Below are 24,422 nucleotides of genomic sequence, written 5' to 3'. Positions count from 1 at the left end.
CTGTTATTTTGTTAAATGCACAATAAAATGTTGAAGGAAAAATTAATTCAAAGGATTCAGAAAATTGAAAATGAAGATTTGCTTAAAGAGATTATAGATTTAATTGATTTTGAGTCAAATTCTAAAGATGTCTTTCAATTATCTGATAATCAAAAGAATGCGATTGAAAATGGAATTCAATCTATTGAATCAGAAGGTTCTCATTCAAATGAGGAGGCAAAAAGGATAGTAGAGGAATGGTTCAAAAAGAAATAAGATGGTCTAAAAGAGCCATTTATGATAAACTTGATATTTACGAATATTGGAGTAATCGTAATAAGAACTTTGATTATTGCTATAAACTTGAACAGCAATTTGATCATTCTGTATTTCAACTAAGCCTTTTTCCTGAATCTGGAAAAATCACAGAGTATAAGGATGTTAGAGTAAAGCCCTTGAAAAAATACTTGATCTTTTACAGAATCACATCAAATACCATAGAGGTATTGCGACTATGGGATACTAATAATGATTTGGATTATTTGCAATTACCCAATGATTGAATAAAGTGTTAATTTCACTAACCTTTCTCCTCAAAATCCGATAAGCAAATATGATTTGGCTAAAAGATGTAATTAAAGACTTAAAAGAAATAGAAGAAACTACTATCAATGAGTTTCAAGATTTAAGCGAAGAAGAGTTAGTTTGGAAACCCGTACCTGATAAATGGTCAATTGCGGAATGTTTGAAGCATATCATCATTGCAAATTCGATTTATATTAAAGACATAGAGAAGCGATTGCAAAAAGCAGAAGTCAAAACCATTGAATACCCTATCAACTTTTCTATTACTGGAAAGTTGTTTCTTTATGGTGTGGATCCAAAATACAAATGGAAAGTGCCAGCTCCTAAAATTTTCAAGCCTACAAATGAAAATAAGGTGAAAAATGGAACAGAAACCCTTAAAGAATTTTTACAATTACAAGAGGAAATCATTAGTATTGCTCGCAAGGCTTGTGCATATGATCATCAACATGTGCATACTTATAGCCCTCTTAGTAAATTGTTGAAATTTAATGTGGGAGAGCAATTGTATATTATGATGCGTCATACCAAAAGACATATAAATCAGGCAAAAAGAGTGAAAAATCAATTACCAAAAACTGTAGAATAATGCAAGAAAATATCAGAAATTCAGACCGTGCACCTTTACCAGTTGGTTTGTATCCTCATGCCCGTAAAGTGGGTAACTTATTGTTTTTATCAGGAGTTGGTCCCAGAAAAAAGGATAGTAAAACCATTCCAGGTGTTGAGCTAAATGATAAAGGAGATATTATTTCTTATGATATTGAAGCCCAGTGCGAATCTGTTTTTGAAAATGTAAGGATGATATTGGAAGACTGTGGAAGTAGCTGGGATAAATTGGTGGACGTGCAAGTGTTTTTAACCAATATGAAAGAAGATTTTTCCTCTTTCAATAAAGTTTATGCTGAGTATTTCAAAGATATACAACCCTGCAGAACTACTGTAGAGGTAAACGCTTTACCCACGCCCATTGCAATTGAGTTAAAATGTATGGCGGAAATCTAATTATGTTTCATTTGGGAGCTCTATTTTTTCATAGAAATTGTGAATCCATAAAATCAATACTCCGAATGTGATGGCCGAAACCACTAATATATCATTTAAGATGCCATCCGTGCTAAAGGAAATTTTAATTAAAATAGTAGAAATCACAAATCCTGAATTTCTGATGACAGACCGGAAACTTGAGGTATGGGTATAAGATACCAATAACAATAAGATATCACTTAAAATAAGAATGGTAAAAAATTCATCAAAGAATATATTATTGGTGTCCTTAATGGAATCTATGCTATGGGAGGCAGTAAAAAATACTTGATAAAAATAATCCCCAAAACTATAAACAGCCAATCCAAATAAAACAGGGATTAACAATACAGCAAATCTCTTCTTGGTTTCAATAAATTTTTGAGTCTGTTCTCTTTGAGGAATTTCTCCTTTTTGAACGGAAGCTCTTTTACCATTTAGATAGTAGAATATAAATATTAATGAGAAAATTAAAAGTGAGGCTCCAATGTAGTAGGTAAACTGCAAATCATCCTTACTGCTAAACCAACTGCTTTCTAGGTCTAGTTGAGATAAATCTTTAAATAATCTGCGAATTAACACCAAAAGAATGATTTCATACTGCTTACCAATATAAATGGTGATGGATTTTGGAAGAAAATACACTAATAAATACACCTCATAAACTAAAATAAACGAAAAAGGAGTATAAATAGAAGCTATTGGATTATCCAGAAGACTGCTTGAATAAGTGGATTCAAATAATCCGATTTTATTTAATATAATTAAGCTTAAATGAATAAAAAATCCAATTATAGCTATGATGATGATCACCTTTTCGCTTCTTTCTTTCATTTTTTCTGAAAGAAGGCGCTGATAAAGCTTTCCCCAGAAGATTGAGGTTTGTTTATTCATTTTAATTATTTCAGCATTAACAAGGAAAATAACAAAACGTTTAAAATGAATGAGTTGAAAACAATGATTATATAGTTTTAATAAATCTTGTTTTACATTAAGTTTTTGAGAAAATGGCCAGGAAATTAAACTTTTACATTTCTTGGCAGTTCAATTTAATGTACCGACATAGAAAAAGTCTAATGAAGTATATTTTAATTTCAGTATTATCCATATTATTTATACACCCAGTTTTTTGTCAAAATGCAATGGTTGAAGGGGTGGTTTCAGACCCAGATTCCGGGAAAGTAATTCCTTTTGCGCAAGTCGCTTTTTATCAAGAAAACTCTAATTCGCCTGTTACGGGTGCCACCACAAAAGATGATGGTAGTTTTAGCATACCCATTGAATCGGGTAAATACAGAATGGTGGTTTCATTTGTAGGTTATAAAGACCATGAAGAACAAGTAAATATTCCTGAAAGTGGTTTGGATGTGGGTGAAATAGGTCTTGCTGTTGAGGAAGAAATTATGGAAGAAGTGGTAGTGAAAGGAAACGAAAGAAAAACACCCGTTTTGGCAACTATGGAAGGAATGACTATAAAACCAGACCAAACCATAGCTAATGTTGGAGGAACTTTATTGGATATTTTACGAAATACGCCTTCAGTAAATGTGTCTGATGACGGAAGTGTGTCTTTACGTGGAAGTGGAAGCACCAATGTATTGATAGATGGACGAAATTCAGCCCTAGCCTCAGATTTGGAGCAAATTCCAGCAAGTGCAATTGAAGAAGTTGAAATCATCAATAATCCCAATGCAAAGTATGATGCTTCCTCAGATGGTGGTGTTATAAATATAAAGTTGAAAAGAGGGGAAGACTTGGGCACAACTGCAAGAGCAGAACTTACTATGGGAACCAGAATGCGAACCAATGCAAACGTTAGTTTATCAAGAAGGACTACCAAATTTGCGGTTTATGGTGGCTATAGCTTTAGGCAATGGCCAAGAGTGGGTAGTAGAGAAACTGAAAGAAGAAGTTCATTTGATGGTGAAAATGAACTTTTCAGACAAGAACAGGAGAGTAGAAACGAGGATCAAGAACATACAATAAATTATGGTGGTGATTATTTTTGGGGTCAAAATAAGCTGAGTATTGAGGGTGTATTTAATACGGAGGATGAAAATGATTTTCAATCCAGCAGTGCGTTTATACAAAATCTTGATACGGAAGAGTTTTTGACTCGATATGTCAGAAATAATACCGAAACTGAAGAGAATTATACCTATGACAATGCTTTGATTTATGAGAGAGATTTTGATGATAAAGATAAGTTTTTCAGGGCATCAGCAAGTGTTTCTATCCGAGATCAAGTGGAAGATCAAAATATAGCCATCTATAACAATAGACTGATTGCTGAAGGGGATCCTAACAGAACGGAAGGAAGTACTACCGATGAATTTAGAAATACATCAGTGATTCAGGTGGACTATGCAACGCCTATTATAGGAGGTCTTTTAGAAATGGGATATAAATCAATATTCAGAAAATTCGATAATGATTATATCTATGGACTAGTAGAAAATTCTGGTGAAATCAGTCCTTATGATAGTATAAGTAATAAGTTCATTTATCAAGATCAGATTCATGCATTGTATGGTATTTATTCAGATAGCTTGCCAAATTTTAATTATGCAGTCGGGTTAAGAGCAGAGCAAACAATTTTAGAGAATGAGTTATCAAATGTTAATACTTCTTTAGTAGAAGAAGAGGATCTGTCTAATAGTCAACAATATTTGAATTTCTTTCCAAGCGTGCAATTAGCTTATCATGTAAATGATAATAATACTGTAAAAGCTACTTATTCCAGAAGAATTGATCGTCCTAGAGCTTGGCGTTTAAACCCATTCCCTGATTTTGCCGATTCATTAAATGTAAGGGTAGGAGAACCCAATCTTCAGCCAGAGTATATTAATTCTTTTGAACTTGGGCACATGTACCAAAATGGTGGTTTTACCTTAACAACAAATGCCTTTTACAGAAGAATAAATAATCAAGTTGATTGGATTGTAAGGGTAGAGGATGGTATTTCTTATCGAGGTCCCCAGAACTTGAATACTGGTAACTTCTATGGTTTGGAATTTATAAACACCACGGAAATAGCTAATTGGTGGAATGTGAATGCTAGTTATTCCATATTTCAATCTATTATTGATGGTACAAATATTGGAGCAGAGGAGCCTAATAGTGGACTTTCTTGGTATGCAAAGGTAACAACAGATATTAGTTTGCCTTTGGATATTAACTTACAATTCACTGGTAATTATTTTGCTCCTGAGATTGAGGCGCAAGGAAGGGATTTAGCCCGTTATTATATAGATGGAAGTTTGCAAAGATATTTCTTTGATAAGCAATTGACCTTAAGTGCCAGCTTCAGGGATTTATTTGATACCCGTAATTTCAGGGGAGAAAATTTCGGACCTGGTTTTGAGCAGACATTTACCAGAAAAAGAGAAACTCAAATTATGTTATTTACTGCATCTTACAATTTTAAAGCGGATTAATTAAATAAAGGAGCTCTAAGCTCCTTTATTACTTATTTTTTAATTAGTTTACTATTACTAGACACTAAGCCTTTTTCAGTTTCAGACCAAATAATTATTTGATAATAACCAGTAGAAAGGTCTGAAATATCTAACTGAACATTAGTTCCCTCTTCTAGGCTTTCTTTTTTAACAATATGCCCACTTGCATTTACAAATTGAATGATTGAACTACCTACTTCTTTATCAAACTTAATGTTTATGTAATGGGTTGCAGGATTGGGTGATAGGCTTATATTTAATAGTTTAGATTCAAACTCCACTTTTACTATATCCGAAAATTCAGATTTACCGTCAAAATCAAATTGCTGTAAACGATAGTAGCTAATATTTCCATGTTTACTTAAATCAGTATAAGCATAATCAATTACATTTGAACTATTCCCATTTCCATCTACCATTCCTATGGTTTCGAAAACACTTCCATTAGCAGATTTCTGAACTTCAAAATGAGAATTGTTTTTTTCGGATGCTGTAGACCATTCTAGTAAAACACCATTTTGTTTTTGCTCTGCCTCAAAGTAAATTAATTCTACTGGAAGTGGTCCTGCAGATGATGCGCCAATTGCAAAGTCACTAAATCCAGTTAAATTTGAGCGGCTGACTGTAATTGGATTTGTAAAGTTTCCGTCTTCATTTTTTGCTGAGTACTCTCCCAAAATCTCCCAGTCAGCACTTGAATCTTCACGTTTTAGAAGAATATGATTTCCAGTTTCATTTCCGTTTAGATGACCTTTTGAAGTTACTGAAATATCATAATTATAAACTCCTAATGCATTAGTAGGATTGATTGTCCAATATCCATAATCTAATAATTGCTCTACTAAATTTCCACCAACCGATAGGTTTAAATCGGCTATATCTACAAAGCTTGGATTTGAACCGCTTTCATTAAAGAATACATCTATACAGCTATTTTCAGACATGGAGTTGAAATGGATTTCAACAGCCTCTTTATTATCCATACTTCCTACTGGAAGAGTGTAGTCAATTCCCGCAATAACACATCTTCTTAAAGTTCCGGCAATAAAAGCTTCTTGTGAAACTAATAATGCGTTCTCTGCAGTATTATTAACATGTACAAGTCCGTTAGAACTTATTAATTTCCCAGCTATTAATTCTAATTGCGTATTAATTGTCACTGGATTTTCAATCTCAAAATTGCCATTTTCTACGTTTATTACTAATCTCGATAATTCATTTAGACTATTATCATAAATAATTTTTCCAGCATCATCATTAGAAGTAATCGTAAGTACAGAACCACTAGCTGAAGCCAATCGACCATTTGTACTTTCACTGTATCCATTTATTTGCAAACTATTACTACCAATGTTGAAAGTTCCGGTTGATAAGCTTATTGTATCCGTGATTTGAATATTTCCATCCAAACTTAAACCACTACCATTATTCAATAGTAACTTTCTCAAGGTGCTGATGGTTGAAGGAATACTAATTCCTGCGGTTGTACCTTCAACATTTAAAGTAGAAGTAGCATCCATAATCAAATTATTGGCATTTCCACTAATAGGATTTCTGATGGTTAAGCTGTTATTTCCAACGTATAGCTGACCATTTTGTATATTAATAGATCTGTTGGTAGAAAGATCATCTTCCAGATTCACACCATTGCCATTATTGATGATTAAACCGTTAACCTTACCCATGATCCATTGGGTGTTAGTTCCGACCATTGTTACATTCCCATTTCCGGTATATTCTGATCCTAAATTGGTTAAATTACCATAAACTTCTAAATTTCTACCTGCATTTACAGTGATTTTTGCATTTTCATTAATAATTAGATTGTTGACCTCAGCGGTGCCATTTATTACTGGGAAATTACTCCCTAAAGGATTACTAGGAATAACAGCAGAAATCACATCAGAAGGTACTCCTGCAGACCAGTTATTGGCAGCGTCCCAAACAGTAGTATTTCCCAACCACACATTGCCAACAAACAATTCAAAGCTTTCTGTTGTGCTGCATGTTCCGTCATATACAGTAACACTGATAGTTACTAAACCAAATTGTCCATTTTCGGGTGTGATTTGTAAGAATCTATTGGCGCCACCACCGCCAAGAGTAATATTTGCATCCTGAACCAAACTTTGATCAGAACTGCTTGCAACTACGGTTAAACTACTCGCATTAACATTGGCATCGTTTACCGTGAAATCGATATTAGGAGATCCTGTGTTTATATCTAATATAACATCATCAAATTCACTTATGCTAGGTGCTTCATTGTCTAGAACTTCAATATCAACACTTCCAGCATTGTTGGAGAAATCTGAATCATTTTGATTATATGATCGAACACTTGCGTAAGCTGTGATTGTATTGTCATTTTCACCGACATTCACGGTTCCCATCATTTCCAAAGTCACAGTTTCTCCATTTCCTATAATTGGTATTCTCCAGAATCCACTTTCCTGATTGTAAGTACCTCTTTGCGCATCAAACCCAGTAGGTGTGAAGCCAGAAGGTAAGGCGGAAGTCACGATCACATTGGTGGCGTTATTTGGACCATTGTTTGATATTTCAACATTATAGGTTACCAAACTATTAACACAAGGAGTATTTGAATCAGAAGTAAAAGCAATAGATAAATCAGATACTTGGGAGGGAGTTTCACCAAAAATCATCATTCGGTTCATGCCTCTACCGTTTATGTATAAACGCTCATTTAGATCGAAATTGATACCGTAAGGTTGACTCATATTTTTACTTGATGGTTGACCAGTATTTCCATCTCCATCATTGAAGTTTACTGCTTCGTTAAAATTTCTTTGACCTAGTACCACATCAGCATTAGCGCCATTGGTAGTTGGAATTTCATTGAAAATTAGAGCTCGATGATTATTGAAATCAGCAACTGCTACAATTCCATTTGGAGATACTGTAACACCTGGGCTTGAAAAGCCGGAATTAGAAGATCCAGTAGCATTGTTAAAAAAACCATTTTGACCTATAACTAAATCAGCCGATGCCCCATTGGTTGTTGGAATGGTATTGTAAACCAATACCCTATTATTACCATCGTCAGCAATCAAAAGTTTTCCGTCAGGTGCAACAGATGTATTCCATGGAGCTCTTAATCTATTTGGACCAATACCTTGGAAACCTGATGTAAAATCCGATTGACCAATTACTAAATCAGCAGAAGCGTTATTTTGTGTAGGTATTTTATTATAAACTAAAACTCTGTCATTATTTCTGTCAGTAACAATCATCTTACCCGAAGCTGTAAACTGAATGTCAGTAGGTCTGTCAAACTTATTTATAGCTGTTCCCGATGTTCTAGTACCAAAATCATTTTGCCCTACTACAATATCAGCTGGTTGGTTATTTGAAGTTGGAATAGAGTTCCAGATGAGCAATCTATGATTTCCAGCATCAGCAACAATTAGTTTATTTCCATCAGGAGTAAAGGCTACACCATCTGGTGCCCTTAATCTGCTTCTATTAGTTCCAGTATTAGTGGCAGTAAAACTAGTCTGCCCCAGTACTATATTTGCTGGCTCCCCATCGGAAGAGGGTACTGAATTCCATATTAAAACACGGTTAGTTGTTTGAGAACCTACTGCTAAAACTCCTTTTACACTAACTGCTGAACTGTTAGAACCTGGAGCTACAATATCAGAAGGATCTGTTGACCCCGAAGTAAAATCAGGTTGACCCACGACTATTTTTGCCGCTTCAAAATTATTAAATATCTGGCGGAATACTTCTACTTCAAAAGTTTTGATGATAGGGCAATTTCCATCCGAAAGCTCTATGGTTACCGTAGTGGTACCAAATTGATTTAATGCGGGTTGCAAACTTAATTCCCTATTTTCTCCGCTTCCTCCTACTGTTATGTTAGCATTAGGTAAAAGAGTCTGATTAGAGGAACTTATCGAAATTATTAAATCATCCGCTGCAGTTTCTGCATCTTCTACTGTAAAAGGAATTGGAGCCGAAATACCATTATAAGGAGCGGTTTGATCAGCAATTGTAGATAATTGCGGGCTTGAATTGGAGCCTACTGCTAAACTTACGGAAGCATTATTATTTGAAAGATTTGGATCGGAAGCTGAAGCGCTCAGTATTTCGGCACTAGCATTAATATTACTTCCTTCCATACCTGCATCTACAGAAACAATTACTTCCAAATTAGCCGTTTCGTTGGCTGCTAAAGTTGGAATACTGTAGATTCCTGTATTTTCATTATAGATTCCATTTGTGGCATTAGCTGAAATGAACGATAAGCCTGAAGGAAGATTGAATTCTGCTTCAATGTTAGAGTTGTCTGATGCAGAGGAATTCACTATCTCTAAAGAATAGATAAATTCCTGGTTTGCACAAAGCTCTGCTACATTTGGGAATATGTTGATGCCTAGGTCGTTTACTTGAGGTGTATATGTGAATTTCAATCCATTAGTTGGAACCGAAGTATACCAAAGCTTGACAGTGCTATTTGCGCTGTTACCAAATAGCGTATTGGTAACATTCCATTCATCATAATCATCGTAAGATCGATTAGAAAAATTTGAGATATTAGAACCATTAATACCGACATTTGCTGTGAAATCACGGAAAAAATCAAATAAATTGTAATCTATTTCATTGTTACCATAATGAAATTCAATCGAGCCATTATTTTCATACAATCGAACCTGAAAGTTTAGCTCACTATTTCTAGGCTGAATTTTATAATTGTCCCATTGTATTACGAGTACTCTGTTAGGAGCTGAACCAATAACTTGCCTTCTGATGCTGGATCCATTTTGAGCTTCCAAATCAGCTCCCATGGGGCTTACCACTAAAGTTCTCTCTGTCAAAGGAGCAATGCTGTTTGATCCTCCTGACCCTAAAACTAAATAACCGTTTATGGAGACACCGATGGTATTGTAAGAATTTTCTAGATATTCAAAATCAAATCCAAAATTAATATTATTGAAAAATTGATTATCATGGTTCCTGTTATTCGTAATGACCGTTCCGCCAGCAATTTCTTGATAAGGTTCAATACTGGCTTCAAATTGATAGTCTGCTATATCCTGTGCTTCAACTCCAGAATATTTGAAAAGTGCAATAAAAAATAAAATTGGTAATAGTAGAATTCTTTTCATAGGTGATTCTCCATTTTATTGAATTCGCAAAAATAGTATTTTTATTAGGTGTAATACCTAATATTGGATTGAATATCGTAATTATTCGACTAATGTCATTAATTATTCGTTAAATAATATTATTGGAAAAGTACAAATATACCTCTATTTCATAATAGATTTTCCTTCACTTGTAAATTGAGGTTCAGTAATAAAAAAATCCTACTTTGAACGATACAAAGTAGGATTCCTAAATGGTTTTTATATCTAGTTATTTAGATTTTATCCCAAACATTACCTAGGTATTTTTCAAAAGGTACGTGTTCTAAATCAAAAGCTTCAGCCACTGCATCGTAAACAACATCTCCTTTGATAATATTTAAGCCTAATGCCAATTCTCTATTGTCTTGGCAAGCTTTCACCCATCCTTTTTCAGCTAATTGGATCGCATACGGAAGAGTTGCATTAGTTAGAGCCAAAGTAGAAGTGTAAGGTACTGCTCCTGGCATGTTGGCCACGCAATAATGTACCACATCATCAATAATATAGGTAGGGTCTTGGTGAGTGGTTGGCTTACAAGTTTCAATACAACCTCCTTGATCCACTGCGACATCCACCAATACAGTTCCCGGACGCATTTCTTTGAGCATATCACGAGTTACCAAATGTGGTGCTTTTCCTCCAGGAATTAAAACTGCTCCAACAATTAAATCAACTCTATGCAACATCTCGCGAATATTGTATTCGCTTGACATAAAAGTATTAACATTAGCTGGCATCACATCGTCTAAGTAACGAAGACGTTGTAAATTGACATCCATGATGGTAACGTCAGCCCCCATTCCAGCGGCCATTTTAGCAGCATTGGTTCCAACAACTCCGCCACCTAAAATCAAAACTTTAGCTGGTCTAACACCAGGAACACCGCCTAATAAAATACCTCTCCCTTTTAATGGTTTTTCTAAGTACTTAGCACCTTCTTGAATGGACATTCTACCCGCTACTTCCGACATAGGCACCAAAAGCGGTAAACTTCTATCCGTTTTTTCAACCGTTTCATAGGCCAAACAAATTGATTTGTTTTTGATCATTGCTTTTGTCAAATCCTCGTAAGCGGCAAAATGGAAATAAGTAAATACTAATTGATCTTCTTTAATCAATTCATACTCTTCTTCGATAGGCTCTTTTACCTTCATAATCATCTCAGCTTTCGCATAAGTGCTTTGAATGTCAGGTAAAATTTGAGCACCTGATGCTACATAATCCTCATCCAAAAAACCACTTCCTTCTCCGGCAGTTGCCTGTACAAATACTTGGTGGCCTCTTTTGACCAACTCTTGTGTACCGGCCGGTGTCAAGGCGACACGGTTCTCGTTGTTTTTGATTTCTTTTGGTACCCCAATGATCATAACAAAATAATTTTAATGTTTCCTAATGGGGGCAAATATAAAGCAAACAATAGAAATTACAGACTTTGTGTATACTTTTTTAAGGTACTTTATTTTATAATTTCAAAATCAAATTAATATTTTATTTTGATTCTTTATACTTAGTGTTTGTTTGGTGGAATATTATTTTGACAGAATGAAAAAAGCCCAAAATATTAACTGACCTATGGTTTCCAAACGCTTGTTAGGCTTAACTGTCAAATTAGGATTTGAAAGCCTCATCATTTTGGTTATTTTTGTTGAACTTACTTTTCAAGTGAGCTGTATTTTCTTAATAAAACACAAAGCTGATGACAACTGCCAAAAGCAATAAAAAGAATAAATCTAGTATTTCTAAAGAGGAAGTTTTAAATGATTTTCGTTTAGGATGGGAGAGTAGGCATGCTAGTTTGATGGGTCGGAAAGAGGTTTTCATGGGTAAAGCCAAATTTGGAATTTTCGGTGACGGAAAAGAATTGGCACAATTAGCTATGGCTAAAGCCTTTAAAAATGGTGATTTCCGTTCTGGCTACTATCGTGATCAAACTTTTATGTTTGCCATTGGTGAGTTAGGCATACAAGAATATTTTGCTCAGCTTTATGCCCATACAGACGTTAATGCCGATCCTGCTTCTGCTGGTCGATTAATGAATGGACACTTCGCCACTAGAATGTTGGATGAAGCAGGTAAATACACAAAACTTACAGAAAGTAAAAACAGCTCTTCAGATGTTTCACCTACGGCAGCTCAAATGCCAAGATTGGTAGGTTTAGCATTTGCCTCAAAATTATTCAGAAACAATAAAGAATTAAATAAAAAGGAATTCGAGCAATATTCTATTAATGGAAATGAAGTTGCTTTCGGAACCATAGGAAATGCTTCTACTTCGGAAGGTATGTTCTATGAATCCATAAATGCTGCTGGGGTTTTGCAAATCCCTATGTTGGTTTCTGTATGGGATGATCATTATGGTATTAGTGTCCCACAGGAATTCCATACCACTAAAAGTAGTATTTCAGAAGCTTTAGCAGGTTTCCAAAGAACAAAAGATAAAAAGGGATATGAAATCTTAACGGTTAAAGGTTGGGATTATGAAGCTTTGGTAGAAACTTATCAAAAAGCTGCAAAAATTTCACGCGAGGAACATGTTCCATCTTTGGTGCATGTTTATGATATGACCCAGCCACAAGGTCACTCCACTTCTGGTTCTCATGAGCGATATAAATCGAAAGAAAGACTGGAGTGGGAAGCAGAATATGATTGCTTAAACCAATTCAGGAAATATATTCTTGACAATAAAATTGCTTCGGAAAAGGAGTTAGATGAGATAGAAAATGAAGCAAAAAAGACTGCAAAGGATGCAAAAGACGCAGCTTGGAAAGCTTTTATTGGAGAAATTAAAGATCAGCAGAAAGAAGCTATAGGCTTATTAAATAATTTAGCTGAAGAAACAGGTCAAAATGAGATTTCTGAAATAGCTTCAGAACTAAAAGCAGCCATGAATCCATTAAGATTGGATAATATAAAGGCTGTTAAAAAGGTATTGCGATTAGTTATCAAACACGAAGGAGAAGCAAAACAAAAGCTTATTAATTGGTTAAAAGCTGTAAATGAAGAAGGGCATGACCGCTACAGTTCTCATTTATATAGCGAATCCGATGAATCTGCTTTAAAGGTTGAGGTAATAAATCCAGAGTACTCTAATGATCCTAAAAAAGTAGATGGTAGAGAAGTGCTACAAGCTTGCTTTGACGCTGCTTTAGCTCGTGACCAAAGGGTTTTTGCTTTTGGTGAGGATGTTGGAAAAATCGGTGATGTTAACCAAGCATTTGCAGGTTTACAGGAAAAATATGGTGATTTGCGTGTGATGGATACCGGTATTCGTGAGTGCACCATTTTAGGACAAGGTATTGGCACAGCTTTAAGAGGCTTAAGACCAATTGCTGAGATTCAATATTTAGATTATTTATTATATGCCATTCAGATTATGTCTGATGATTTGGCTAGTCTTCAATATAGAACTAAGGGTGGACAAAAAGCGCCATTAATTATCCGTACCAGAGGGCATAGATTAGAAGGTGTTTGGCATTCAGGCTCGCCTATGGGTATGATTTTAAATGCCATCCGAGGGATTTATGTATTGGTTCCAAGAAATATGACGCAAGCAGCAGGGTTTTACAATACCATGCTGCAATCCGATGATACTGCATTGATCATAGAATGCTTAAATGGCTATAGATTAAAAGAATCATTACCAGAAAATGTAGGTGAATTCACAGTTCCATTAGGTCAACCAGAAGTGATTAGAGAAGGAAGTGATGTGACTATCGTAACTTATGGTTCTATGTGCAGAGTGGTAATGGATGCAGCTAATCAATTAGCGGATCAGGGTATTTCTTGTGAGATAATTGATGTTCAGACTTTATTGCCATTTGATGTAGATCATAGCATAGTGGAGTCAGTTAAGAAAACGAATCGTGTGGTTTTTGCTGATGAGGATGTTCCTGGAGGAGCAACTGGTTTTATGATGCAAAAAGTACTAGAAGAGCAGAAAGCTTATAAATACTTAGATGCTCAACCAATTACGATTTCTTCAAACGAGCACAGACCTGCTTATGCATCAGATGGAGATTATTTCAGTAAGCCACAAATAGAGGATGTTTTTGAAAGAGTTTATGCAATGATGCATGAATTTGATCCGGAGCAATTTCCCGTTTTATACTGATTGATATTTGATTTTTAAACTCTTTTCAATAGATTTATATGAAATTGTATCTATTGAAAAGAGTTTTATCCATATTTTTAATTCTATTAATATCTACTCAGTGGATTTTTGGCTTAATTACCGTTAAGCTAGTGGAAGAAATATGGGTTGAGCAAAAGATCTCAGAACATAAACTCAAATTATCCGATAAAGTATCGTCTGATATAGGTGTTTCAGATGATATAAAATTTGAGGAAATCAATCCTTCCCAATATTTAAGACTTGGATATGGAGCTCCGTTTATGGTTTCGCATGAGGTCGATGGCGAGCAACTTCATTTTAAGATTGCTGAAAATGAAGTTATAACTGATTATCAAGTCAATAAAATCAAGCTCAGTGATTTTAATAAAGAAAGCTCTAAAAAAATCGGATATATAATTTCTCATATATTTTTAACCTATCTTGAATCTCAAGAAAGCTTTAATTTCTTTTCATATAAGTTTCCAGATCAACTAAATCAAAATTTTATTAAGAATTTTAGTCCGAATTTTTCATTCGATATTCCAACTCCACCCCCTCAATTTTTCATTTGATTCTTCCCAATTACCAGTTAGCACACACTTAATTTTAATTGTGTTGTTCATACTATTCAATAGTCTAAGTATTTTCTTAGTCTAAAATTAGACTGACTTTTATTGATTCCAAAAGATCAATTCTATTGAATTGTTTTATGAGTATACCATCTTGACTGGTTGTTAATTTAATCTGTTTAAGATTGGGAAGAATTTATAGCCTTCAATTTTTCATCCATTCTAAAATCTAACTATCATGAAAAAGATATTACTAATTATATTATATATATCCCTTGGACATCATTTGTTTTCCCAAGGATTATTATTAGATGGCTTTATGCAACCTAAAGGTGAGATAGTTTCTGCCATAGGGTTTAGCCATGAATTTTATGACACTTACTATGTAGGAAATGTAGCAACACAAAATCCCAATCTGGGAACTATAAAGACCAACAGTGTTAATTTATTTTTAACAGCAGGAATTACTGATTTTCTAAACTTAACAGTGAATTTACCTTATGTAACAGCAAAACCTACAGCTGGTTTCTGGTCTCCCCAACAAGGTTTCCAAGATCTATCTATCTTTCTAAAAGGGAGATTATTTCAAACCGATCAATTGGGAAATGGAAATTTAAATATATTAGGAGGATTGGGTTATACTTTACCCACATCCAATTATATAGCGGATGCACCAATTTCAATTGGTCATCAAGCAGATAGATTTGAATTCCGATTGATTTCTCAATACTATTTTGAAAATAGTTTTTTTATTATGGTTCAGGGTGGATATTTACATACCTCAAATGTTGAAACCGATAGAGGATTTGAAGTAGAAGTCCCGAATTCTTTCGATTGGACAATTAGGTCGGGAATGAATATTGGTTTTCTCTATACCGATATCTGGGTTAGCCAACAAAATGCTTTAAGTGGTACAGATATTGGACCAGGCACGCCATTCCCAACCAATGCTGTATCGTTTTTACGAACTGGGTTTAATTTGTATGGAGATTTACCCTTTATTTCAAACTTGGGTTTAAGTGCTGGAATGGGATTTACTTTAAACGGTGAAAATGTTGGTAAATCAACTCGAATCAGCACTTCCTTAATTTATCGATTATCTTATTTATCCAAAAACTAGACTATTATGAAAACTTACTTTAAATATATAAGCCTATTCATTTTTGTCGCTTTGATTGGATGTGACAATGAAATACCAGAGATTAATCAATTACCAGTATTGCAACCTGAAAGTGAGGATGCAGATGCAGGGAATTGGCAAACTGTATTAGATGTTGATTATTTTTCAGCTATCACAATAAAAAATCCTAATGAATTTACTGATCAGGAGCTCAATGATGAGAATGATGAGATAATTAATTTAACTCAAAATAGAACTTCATCACAGGAAGAAAAAGCAAAATTTTGGTCAGCTGGAGGTGTATTACGATGGAACCAAATAGCAAGGGATTTGGTAATAAAATATAATGTTGCTCCTAATGTTGGAGCTACCCCAGATCCAACACATCCATTTGCCAATCCACCTTTTGCAGCAAGGGCATATGCTTTATTATCCGTAGCTCAGCATGATGCACTAATAGCAGCATGGCATTACAAGTATGAATTTATGCGCGATGCTCCTGGAAATAGAATTGAAGGTCTTAATTCATTATTTTCAGCTTCAGATTTGCCCTCATATCCTTCTGAGCAAGCAGTTATTGCTGAGGTTTCATTCGAAATATTATCTCATTTGTTTCCAAAGGAAAAGGAATATTTGGAAGAAAAAATGAATGAGCATATAAAAAGCACAATTTGGGCTGGAAAAGCCGGTAATCTTGATAATTTAGCAGGAAAAGAAATTGCTGGAGTAGTTTCAGATGCAGTAAAAGAATATGCTGCAAATGATAGGATGAATCAATCAGCTGACCCTAATGATGAACATTTGACATATTTTAATATTCCTTCTAGAATTGAAACGCCTTGGGAATGTCTTCAACTTCCATTAAGAAAACCAATGTTGCCTTTTTATGGATTGGTTAAAACTTGGTACGATTCCACTAGGATTTTTCAAGATGCACCCGAACCTCCACCAGCTATTGATAGCGAGGAATTCCAACAAGATTTGAAAAATGTGAGAAAGATAAGTGATAACAGAACAAGAGAGCAGTGGAGGATTTCGGATTTTTGGGCTGATGGGGGAGGAACCTATACTCCTCCTGGACATTGGAATCAAATTGCAGAAGGATTAATAGTTGATGTGAAATGGAGCGAAGTAAGAACTGCGCGTGCTTATTCAATCATGAACCGTGCAATAATGGATGCAGGGATCGTTTGTTGGTGGTCAAAATTCTTTTATTATTTACCGCGGCCTTCACAGCTTGAACCTGAGATAAAAACAGCTACAGGTATTCCTAATTTCCCTTCCTATACATCAGGACATTCTTCATTTTCATCTTCTGCTGGAACAGTGCTTGGATATTTGTTTCCTGCTAAAAAACAAGAGTTAGAGAAAATGTATATTGAAGCTGGTATTTCTAGAGTATATGGCGGAATTCATTATAATATAGATAATATTGCAGGTAGAAAATCTGGTGAATCAGTTGGGCGATTGGCTATAGAATGGGCTCAATCGGATAATTCAAATTAGTAAGAAATCAACTTTTCCAGAGCTTTGAGCTTTGGAAAAGTTGATTTTTAAAAGATACCTTCAGCAATCCTATAAATCGGGTCGGATTTACCCATTGAATAATAATGTAAACAAGGTGCTCCAAATTCGATCAATTCTTTTGACTGTTGAATGCACCATTCTATCCCGACCTCTTTAGCAGCAGCATTATCTTTGCATTTTTCTAATTCATCAACCAAATTATCTGGTAAATCCAAGTAGAAGGTTCTTGGTAAAGCTGTCATCTGTTTTAAGGAAGTAATTGGTTTTAATCCAGGTATGATAGGAACAGTTATTCCTTCAGCTCTACATAATTTTACAAATTCAAAGTATTTTTGATTATCGAAGAACATCTGAGTCACTACGTATTCAGCTCCTTTTTCAACTTTCTGCTTTAGAATTTTCAAATCGGATTTCATGCTAGGCGCTTCAAAATGCTTTTCAGGGTATCCTGCAACTCCTATACAAAAATCAGATGGTGCAGCTGATTGTAGTTCTTCATCAATATATTTTCCTTGATTCATATTGACCACTTGCTCCATTAACTCAATGGCATAAGCATGTCCATTTGGGTCTGGAACAAATTTATTTTCCGATTTAATAGGATCACCCCTTAAGACTAAAACAGAATCAATTCCTAAGAAATCAAGATCTATAAGGGCGTTTTCTGTTTCTTCTTTGCTGAAACCACCGCAAATAATATGTGGGACTGTGTCAATGTCAAATCGGTTTTTGATGGCCGCACAAATACCTACTGTACCTGGTCGTTTTCGGGTGGTACGTTTCTCCAATAAGCCATTGCCTTTATCTCTGTAAATATACTCCTCCCTATGATAGGTGACATCAATAAAAGGAGGTTTGAATTCCATTAATGGCTCAATATTTTCAAATAGAGCTTTTATATTTTGCCCTTTTAATGGTGGTAATATCTCAAAAGAGAATACAGTGCTTTTTGCGTTATTTATGTGTTCTGTTACTTTCATAGATCAAGTTTTACAAGTTTGCATGTTTGCAAGTTGGGGAGGGAAGGTTTAAGCAAATCTAATCGCCCCGTAAAATTAATTGTACCAAATTATGATTTGACATTTTTTCGTAGATATGCGATAAAAGCTAAAAGTTGAAAATAAATTTTCTCCGCATCATTTCTGAGTTTTTCCGCATGTTCAGGAGTAGCATATTTCAAATCTTCTGCTAAATACAACATACTCTTTACTTCAAGTAGAGATCCAACTGAAATGTCCAAAAACCTTCTAAATTCTTTATTATTAAATCGACCAAAACCTTCGGCTATGTTATTCATCACTGAAATAGATGCTCTTCTAATCTGATCTTGAAAACCAAAATTATTTTGTAATGCAACATTACTGGTCGCTTGATAAATTTCTTTCACAAAAACTCTAGCGTTTTTCCAACTTTCTAAATCTTCGAATCTTTTAATAGTAGCCATTTCTAAACTGTTTTTATTTTTATTTTTTTTACATTGATTAATTCATCTTCCAGTGGATATCATAAATGGAATAGCCCATAACTTGCCAACTTGTAAACCTGTCAACTTGCCAACCTAATTTAATAATTCAAATTAGGCTTCAACCATCTTTCTATTTCTTTAAATTCTTGATTTTTGCGTTTGGCTATATCTTCCACCTGATCCTTTCCGATTTTACCTAGTCCGAAGTATCTGCTTTCAGGATGTCCGAAATAGAATCCACTTACTGATGCAGTTGGCAACATGGCTAAGTTTTCTGTTAAAGTGATTCCCGTTTTCTTTTCCACATCCAATAAATCAAACAATGTAATTTTCTCTGTATGATCAGGGCAACCTGGATAGCCTGGTGCTGGTCTGATGCCTTTGTATTGCTCTTTGATTAAGTCCTCATTTTCTAAAGTTTCATTTTCTGCATAACCCCAGTATTCAGTTCTAACTTTTTTGTGCAACAACTCAGCAAAGGCTTCGGCTAATCGATCAGCCAAAGCTTTTGCCATGATGCTGTTATAGTCATCGTGATCAGCTTCATATTTTGCTGTTAGTTTATCCAGGCCAATTCCTGTAGTCACTGCAAAACAGCCCATGTAATCAGTGTATTTGACTTCTGATGGAGCAAGAAAATCAGAAAAAGCATAATTAGGATTCTTCTCACCTTTCTTGTTTTGCTGACGAAGCGTATGGAATTCAGTTAATTTTTGGTTTTTATCTGCATCTCCAAATACTTCTATGCTATCATGGTTTTTAGTATGCGCAGGATAAAGTCCGAAAATGGCATTTGCGGACAGTAATTTATTTTCAATAATTTCTTGCAACATCTGCTGCGCATCAGCAAAGAGTTTTCTTGCTTCAACCCCTTTCTCAGCATCATCCAATATTTTAGGGTAGCGGCCATTCATTTCCCAGGTTTGGAAGAATGGGGTCCAGTCGATGTATTCAGCTATTTCTTTAAGGTCATAATCCTTTAAGACTTGACTGCCAATTTTCTTCGGAGCATGCGGTTGATAACTGTCCCAATCAACTTGATATTTGTTAGCACGGGCTTCATCTATGCTTACATAGTTCTTGCTTTCACCTCTTCTACTATGTCCGGCTTTTGCTTCAGCATATTCCCTCTCTATTTCTTTATAAAACTCTTCTTTATCCTTGCCTAATAGTTTACCGGCAACCGTAACAGATCTGGATGCATCATTCACATGAATAACTGGCCCTGTATAATTAGGCTTAATTTTAACGGCAGTATGTATTCGGGAAGTGGTTGCTCCACCAATCATGACAGGCGTTTTTAAGCCTCTTTTTTCCATTTCTTCCACCACATAAATCATCTCATCTAAAGAAGGCGTGATCAGTCCGCTTAAACCGATAATGTCAACTTGGTGCTTTTCGGCTTCTTCCAATATTCTATTTAAAGGCACCATCACCCCCAAATCAATAATCTCATAATTATTGCAGGCCAAAACTACACCTACTATATTCTTACCTATATCATGTACATCGCCTTTTACTGTAGCCATTAGAATTTTGCCTTTTCCAGCCTTCTGATCTCCCGATGGGTTTGCTTTCTTTTCTGCTTCAATGTAGGGTAAAAGGTAAGCCACAGCCTTTTTCATTACCCTAGCACTTTTGACCACTTGAGGTAAAAACATTTTACCAGCACCAAATAAATCACCCACCACATTCATTCCGTCCATTAATCGGCAACCTTCAATAACATCTAAAGGTTTTGCTGCTTTTTGTCTAGCCTCTTCAGTGTCTGAATCAATAAATTCCGTGATTCCTTTCACTAAGGAATGTTCTAATCTTTTATTAACTTCTAAACTCCTCCATTCTTGGGCTGCTTTTTCGGCTTTCTCACCCGGCTTTAAATTTTCAGCATAGGCCATTAATCGTTCGGTTGCATCTGATCTGCGGTTGAACAATAAATCCTCTACATAATCGAGTAATTCTTTATCGATTTCATCATAAACCTCCAACATACCCGGATTGACTATCCCCATGTCCAATCCCGCCTTGATAGCGTGATATAGAAAAGCCGAATGCATGGCTTCTCTTACCACATTATTTCCTCTAAATGAAAAAGAGATATTGCTGACTCCACCACTAGTTTTGGCATGTGTTAAATTTTCTTTTATCCATTTAACCGCATTGATAAAATCCACTGCATAATTATCATGCTCCTCCATTCCTGTTCCAATAGTAAGGATGTTGGGGTCAAAGATGATGTCTTCAGGGGGGAATTCTGCCTCATTAACCAGTAAATCATAGCAACGCTTACAAACATCGATTTTTCTTTCAAATGTATCCGCTTGACCCACTTCATCAAAAGCCATTACCACTACAGCCGCACCATAACTTTTGATTTTTTTGGCTTTGGCAATAAAATCTTCTTCTCCTTCTTTAAGACTGATGGAGTTGACAATTCCTTTACCTTGTAAGCATTTTAGGCCTGCCTCAATCACTTCCCATTTGGATGAATCAATCATAAAAGGAAGCCGTGCTATATCCGGTTCGGAAGAGATAAGATTGACGAAATTTGGTAGAACATTTACCGCGTCCAACATACCATCATCCATATTGATGTCAATAATTTGAGCCCCACCTTCAACTTGGTCAATGGCAATGTCAACAGCCTCTTCAAATTTTTCATCACGAATAAGTCTGGCAAATTTTTTGGAACCTGAAACATTGGTTCTTTCACCAATATTCACAAAATTCAGTTCGGGAGTGATGGATAATGGTTCTAGTCCGCTTAATCGCATTAATTTTTTCTGACCAGAAATTTTATGCGGCTTTGAATTTTTTGCGTAATCAGCTATAGCTTTTATATGCTCGGGTTGAGTACCGCAACATCCGCCAATAATATTGACCAATCCCTCATCGAAGTAGCTTTTGATAATCCCGCTCATTTGACCGGGTGTTTCATCATACTCACCAAATTCATTGGGCAGACCAGCATTAGGATGGCAGGAAATGGCCACATCCGCAATTCTGGCCAATTGTTGCAAATAGACTTTTAATTGGTCGGCACCCAGCGCACAATTGAAGCCTACGCTTAGCAAAGGAAAATGACGAATACTATTCCAAAATGCCTCTACCGTTTGCCCAGAAAGCGTTCTACCACTGGCATCGGTTATAGTTCCAGAAACCATCACTGGAATATCGATTCCTTTTTCCTCTTTCAATTCCTGAATGGCCATTAAAGCGGCTTTACAATTGAGGGTATCAAATACGGTTTCCACCAAAAATATATCTACTCCGCCAGCAGCTAAAGCTTCAGATTGTTCTTTATAAGCAATTTTTAATTCATCAAAAGAAGTTGCCCTATATCCAGGTCTGTTTACATCTGGGGATAGGGAGGCAGTTCTATTGGTAGGGCCTATAGATCCTGCTACAAAACGAGGTTTATCAGTGTATTCCTCTGTTACCTCTCTTGCAAGTCGGGCAGACTTCTCATTAAGTTCCCAAACCAAATCTTGCATATCATAATCTGCCATAGCGATAGTGGTGCCACTAAAGGTATTGGTTTCGATTATATCAGCACCTGCATCAAGATATGCTCTATGAATATCTTTGATTATTTTTGGCTGTGTTAAGGATAAAAGGTCATTATTGCCTTTTAAATCTGAAGGATAATTAACAAAACGTTCTCCACGGTAGTCTGCTTCCGAGAGTTTATAGTTTTGAATCATGGTGCCCATGGCGCCATCCAGCACTAAAATTTTATCTTTAAGAATTGATTTTGAAAATCGGCTCATTCTGAATATTTATAATTTTGCATCCAGAAAGTGCCATGAGAAAGGCTTCTTCTTATCTTTTCTTGACTATGAAAAATTGTCAAGATGGGAGTTAGCACCGTTTCCTTTTGCAAATGCATTGGAAGGGTTGCTAAGACGTCAGAAGGCAATCCCTCAGTCTTTCTGGATAAGTGTTTCAAAGTAAAGCATAAAAACTCGAATGATAAAAAGAAAGTTCAGAAATTTATTTTTTGAGTGTGTTGTTTGAGGAGATTTAAAACTCATTGATACATGCTTGATAAATTAGTCCAATCAGAATAGCAAAGCCAAAGCTAAGCAATGTTCCAATCAAAATATATTCAGTGAGCTTTCGATCTTTTGCGCGGGATAAGTCTCCAAATCTAAAAACTGATTTGGCAGCGATCAAAAATCCTATGGCTTGCCATTCTTGCATTATTACAAATGAAAAAACAAACAGTCGTTCTAAAATGCCAATGTATTGTCCGGCTTTTGATAAGGAGTCCTTATCCGAATCTTCCGGTAAATCCCATTTTGACATAATGATTTTTATGAAGACTGCTACTCCATAGGTAAGCAAAATAATACTTAAAGATAAAAGCAGTGCAGTATTGGAAAGTTGAAAATTAAAGGTCAATTCTTGGGGATAATAATAGCAACTTAAACCTAGAATGACTGCTGTGTGAGCAAGTTGATCGTATGTAAACAGATATCGAGAATTGATTCTTTTTTCAAGATGGATTTTAATGAGGTCAATTATATAGTGGCTAATAGAAATGATGAGGAAGGCTAACCAAAACTTAAAATTGAATTGGAAAAGTATCACCAGTAAACCAGCATGAATAGCAATATGAAAATAAAGGAATTTTGATTTAGCCTTTTTTAATTGTTTGTCTTTTATCCATTGGTCTGGTTGAAATACAAAATCACCAAGCAGATGAGCGATTAAAGCTTTTAGTAAAAATGAAATCATATTAGTTGGGTTTGCTTCTTATAATATCCGAATATTCTTTGCAGGCTGTCGTATCCACTTCTGTCCAGAGAAATACTTATGGTGCTTTGAGTTTTTTCTAATAGTTCGGCAAGTTGGTTTTGGTTTTTCTTTGGATTCTCAATTATTGCTTTTATAACTTCAGCCTGACTTTCAGTCCATTTGTCAGCAATAAAAAGTACCAATTCAAGCATTATATTAATAGGTTCGTCCCATTCAGTATCATTTGATTTAATAGCCAAATTACTCTTTTTAAGGGACTCAAAGCATAGACCTGAATTTTGATAGGCAGTACCGTTCGATTCTGATATTTTTTCGGACACATAATGTTCCATGCCAATTCCAATCCCCATTCTGACATCTTTGTTTTTAATCTGTTTGATTGTGGCTTTAATATGGAAAGCGGCTAAAATAGCTTTTTCAACAGGGAGCTTTAATTGAAAGCTGTCCCCTCTATAAATCTCCCATTTTTCAGGGCTACTTCCATATTGATTTAAAACTGATTTCAGTTCTTTTAACCAATTTACAGATGCCTTTTCAGTTGAATTAATAATGTCTCCTGTTATTATTGCTATCATTAGATTACTTAATATCTTTTGTGAATATAGATATATTTGTCAATATATAAAAATATATACATATTTGTCAATAATAGTATATATTGACAA

At 35.2% G+C, this 24,422-nt stretch carries 17 protein-coding genes and 1 riboswitch; of the genes, 9 read left to right on the top strand and 8 right to left on the bottom strand.

The annotated features are described in order from the left end of the window. Positions 1–27 precede the first annotated feature (27 nt). From ABWH96_RS14630 to ABWH96_RS14615, 4 genes are read left to right on the top strand one after another with little or no spacing between them, the layout of a single operon-like run. Positions 28–255, top strand: coding sequence for a hypothetical protein (locus tag ABWH96_RS14630; protein ID WP_375578261.1), 228 nt, complete (start codon positions 28–30; stop codon positions 253–255). Then, entirely contained in the window at positions 237–542 is a 306-nt protein-coding gene (locus ABWH96_RS14625) for a type II toxin-antitoxin system RelE/ParE family toxin (RefSeq protein ID WP_375578260.1), read from the top strand. The genes ABWH96_RS14630 and ABWH96_RS14625 overlap by 19 nt, the downstream gene beginning before the upstream one ends. A gap of 50 nt (positions 543–592) precedes the next feature. Then, positions 593–1,153 carry a DinB family protein gene (locus tag ABWH96_RS14620; protein WP_375578259.1) on the top strand — a complete coding sequence of 187 codons (561 nt, stop codon included), beginning with the start codon at positions 593–595 and terminating at the stop codon, positions 1,151–1,153. Beyond that, complete coding sequence (locus ABWH96_RS14615) at positions 1,153–1,569, top strand: RidA family protein (protein ID WP_375578258.1); 417 nt, start codon at positions 1,153–1,155, stop codon at positions 1,567–1,569. The genes ABWH96_RS14620 and ABWH96_RS14615 overlap by 1 nt, the downstream gene beginning before the upstream one ends. Here the strand turns inward: ABWH96_RS14615 and ABWH96_RS14610 are convergent, their stop codons facing one another. Further along, positions 1,570–2,484, bottom strand: a complete 915-nt coding sequence (locus tag ABWH96_RS14610) for a hypothetical protein (protein ID WP_375578257.1) — start codon at positions 2,482–2,484, stop codon at positions 1,570–1,572. A gap of 182 nt (positions 2,485–2,666) precedes the next feature. Between ABWH96_RS14610 and ABWH96_RS14605 the strand changes: the two genes are divergently transcribed. Further along, on the top strand, positions 2,667–5,027 hold the full coding sequence (locus ABWH96_RS14605) for a TonB-dependent receptor domain-containing protein (RefSeq protein WP_375578256.1): 2,361 nt from the start codon (positions 2,667–2,669) through the stop codon (positions 5,025–5,027). A 32-nt stretch (positions 5,028–5,059) separates the two neighbouring features. Here the strand turns inward: ABWH96_RS14605 and ABWH96_RS14600 are convergent, their stop codons facing one another. After that, the gene (locus ABWH96_RS14600; protein ID WP_375578255.1) at positions 5,060–10,183 is read right to left on the bottom strand and encodes a T9SS type A sorting domain-containing protein; all 5,124 of its coding nucleotides are present in this window, start codon (positions 10,181–10,183) and stop codon (positions 5,060–5,062) included. Between the two features lie 254 nt (positions 10,184–10,437). After that, positions 10,438–11,571: an alanine dehydrogenase gene (gene ald / locus ABWH96_RS14595; protein WP_375578254.1), complete on the bottom strand. Its 1,134-nt coding sequence runs from the start codon at positions 11,569–11,571 to the stop codon at positions 10,438–10,440. Positions 11,572–11,900: 329 nt separating this feature from the next. Between ald and ABWH96_RS14590 the strand changes: the two genes are divergently transcribed. From ABWH96_RS14590 to ABWH96_RS14575, 4 genes are all read left to right on the top strand, one after another. Further along, positions 11,901–14,315: a thiamine pyrophosphate-dependent enzyme gene (locus ABWH96_RS14590; RefSeq protein WP_375578253.1), complete on the top strand. Its 2,415-nt coding sequence runs from the start codon at positions 11,901–11,903 to the stop codon at positions 14,313–14,315. Between the two features lie 38 nt (positions 14,316–14,353). After that, positions 14,354–14,887 (top strand): hypothetical protein, encoded by a 534-nt coding sequence (locus ABWH96_RS14585; protein WP_375578252.1) that lies wholly within the window; start codon positions 14,354–14,356, stop codon positions 14,885–14,887. A gap of 235 nt (positions 14,888–15,122) precedes the next feature. Further along, positions 15,123–16,004, top strand: coding sequence for a hypothetical protein (locus tag ABWH96_RS14580; protein WP_375578251.1), 882 nt, complete (start codon positions 15,123–15,125; stop codon positions 16,002–16,004). Between the two features lie 6 nt (positions 16,005–16,010). Next, positions 16,011–17,510 (top strand): phosphatase PAP2 family protein, encoded by a 1,500-nt coding sequence (locus ABWH96_RS14575; protein WP_375578250.1) that lies wholly within the window; start codon positions 16,011–16,013, stop codon positions 17,508–17,510. A gap of 47 nt (positions 17,511–17,557) precedes the next feature. On the opposite strand, the gene metF is transcribed toward ABWH96_RS14575, so the two are convergent. The 5 genes from metF to ABWH96_RS14550 all read right to left on the bottom strand — a co-directional run bounded on the left by metF (position 17,558) and on the right by ABWH96_RS14550 (position 24,332). Then, positions 17,558–18,511, bottom strand: coding sequence for a methylenetetrahydrofolate reductase [NAD(P)H] (gene metF / locus ABWH96_RS14570; protein WP_375578249.1), 954 nt, complete (start codon positions 18,509–18,511; stop codon positions 17,558–17,560). 89 nt (positions 18,512–18,600) lie between these two features. Further along, positions 18,601–18,975 (bottom strand): four helix bundle protein, encoded by a 375-nt coding sequence (locus ABWH96_RS14565; protein ID WP_375578248.1) that lies wholly within the window; start codon positions 18,973–18,975, stop codon positions 18,601–18,603. A 119-nt stretch (positions 18,976–19,094) separates the two neighbouring features. Further along, complete coding sequence (gene metH, locus ABWH96_RS14560) at positions 19,095–22,766, bottom strand: methionine synthase (RefSeq protein WP_375578247.1); 3,672 nt, start codon at positions 22,764–22,766, stop codon at positions 19,095–19,097. 49 nt (positions 22,767–22,815) lie between these two features. Next, a riboswitch (SAM riboswitch) is annotated at positions 22,816–22,939 on the bottom strand. 80 nt (positions 22,940–23,019) lie between these two features. After that, a complete protein-coding gene (locus ABWH96_RS14555; protein WP_375578246.1) occupies positions 23,020–23,736 on the bottom strand; it encodes a DUF3307 domain-containing protein in 717 nt (238 codons plus the stop codon). Next, complete coding sequence (locus ABWH96_RS14550) at positions 23,733–24,332, bottom strand: SatD family protein (RefSeq protein WP_375578245.1); 600 nt, start codon at positions 24,330–24,332, stop codon at positions 23,733–23,735. The genes ABWH96_RS14555 and ABWH96_RS14550 overlap by 4 nt, the downstream gene beginning before the upstream one ends. Positions 24,333–24,422: the final 90 nt, after the last annotated feature.

Source organism: Marivirga tractuosa, assembly GCF_042140215.1.
GTDB lineage: Bacteria > Bacteroidota > Bacteroidia > Cytophagales > Cyclobacteriaceae > Marivirga > Marivirga tractuosa_A.
This window is presented reverse-complemented; position numbering and strand designations above follow the sequence as displayed.

Excerpts from the sequence above, each read along its gene's own strand:
- ABWH96_RS14585 (WP_375578252.1), top strand. The coding sequence starts at position 14,354 with ATGAAATTGTATCTATTGAAAAGAGTTTTATCCATATTTTTAATTCTA.
- ABWH96_RS14620 (WP_375578259.1), top strand. The coding sequence starts at position 593 with ATGATTTGGCTAAAAGATGTAATTAAAGACTTAAAAGAAATAGAAGAA.
- metH (WP_375578247.1), bottom strand. The coding sequence starts at position 22,766 with ATGAGCCGATTTTCAAAATCAATTCTTAAAGATAAAATTTTAGTGCTG.
- metF (WP_375578249.1), bottom strand. The coding sequence starts at position 18,511 with ATGAAAGTAACAGAACACATAAATAACGCAAAAAGCACTGTATTCTCT.
- ABWH96_RS14625 (WP_375578260.1), top strand. The coding sequence starts at position 237 with ATGGTTCAAAAAGAAATAAGATGGTCTAAAAGAGCCATTTATGATAAA.
- ABWH96_RS14610 (WP_375578257.1), bottom strand. The coding sequence starts at position 2,484 with ATGAATAAACAAACCTCAATCTTCTGGGGAAAGCTTTATCAGCGCCTT.
- ABWH96_RS14590 (WP_375578253.1), top strand. The coding sequence starts at position 11,901 with ATGACAACTGCCAAAAGCAATAAAAAGAATAAATCTAGTATTTCTAAA.
- ABWH96_RS14555 (WP_375578246.1), bottom strand. The coding sequence starts at position 23,736 with ATGATTTCATTTTTACTAAAAGCTTTAATCGCTCATCTGCTTGGTGAT.
- ABWH96_RS14605 (WP_375578256.1), top strand. The coding sequence starts at position 2,667 with ATGAAGTATATTTTAATTTCAGTATTATCCATATTATTTATACACCCA.
- ABWH96_RS14615 (WP_375578258.1), top strand. The coding sequence starts at position 1,153 with ATGCAAGAAAATATCAGAAATTCAGACCGTGCACCTTTACCAGTTGGT.
- ABWH96_RS14600 (WP_375578255.1), bottom strand. The coding sequence starts at position 10,183 with ATGAAAAGAATTCTACTATTACCAATTTTATTTTTTATTGCACTTTTC.
- ABWH96_RS14565 (WP_375578248.1), bottom strand. The coding sequence starts at position 18,975 with ATGGCTACTATTAAAAGATTCGAAGATTTAGAAAGTTGGAAAAACGCT.
- ABWH96_RS14550 (WP_375578245.1), bottom strand. The coding sequence starts at position 24,332 with ATGATAGCAATAATAACAGGAGACATTATTAATTCAACTGAAAAGGCA.
- ald (WP_375578254.1), bottom strand. The coding sequence starts at position 11,571 with ATGATCATTGGGGTACCAAAAGAAATCAAAAACAACGAGAACCGTGTC.
- ABWH96_RS14580 (WP_375578251.1), top strand. The coding sequence starts at position 15,123 with ATGAAAAAGATATTACTAATTATATTATATATATCCCTTGGACATCAT.
- ABWH96_RS14575 (WP_375578250.1), top strand. The coding sequence starts at position 16,011 with ATGAAAACTTACTTTAAATATATAAGCCTATTCATTTTTGTCGCTTTG.
- ABWH96_RS14630 (WP_375578261.1), top strand. The coding sequence starts at position 28 with ATGTTGAAGGAAAAATTAATTCAAAGGATTCAGAAAATTGAAAATGAA.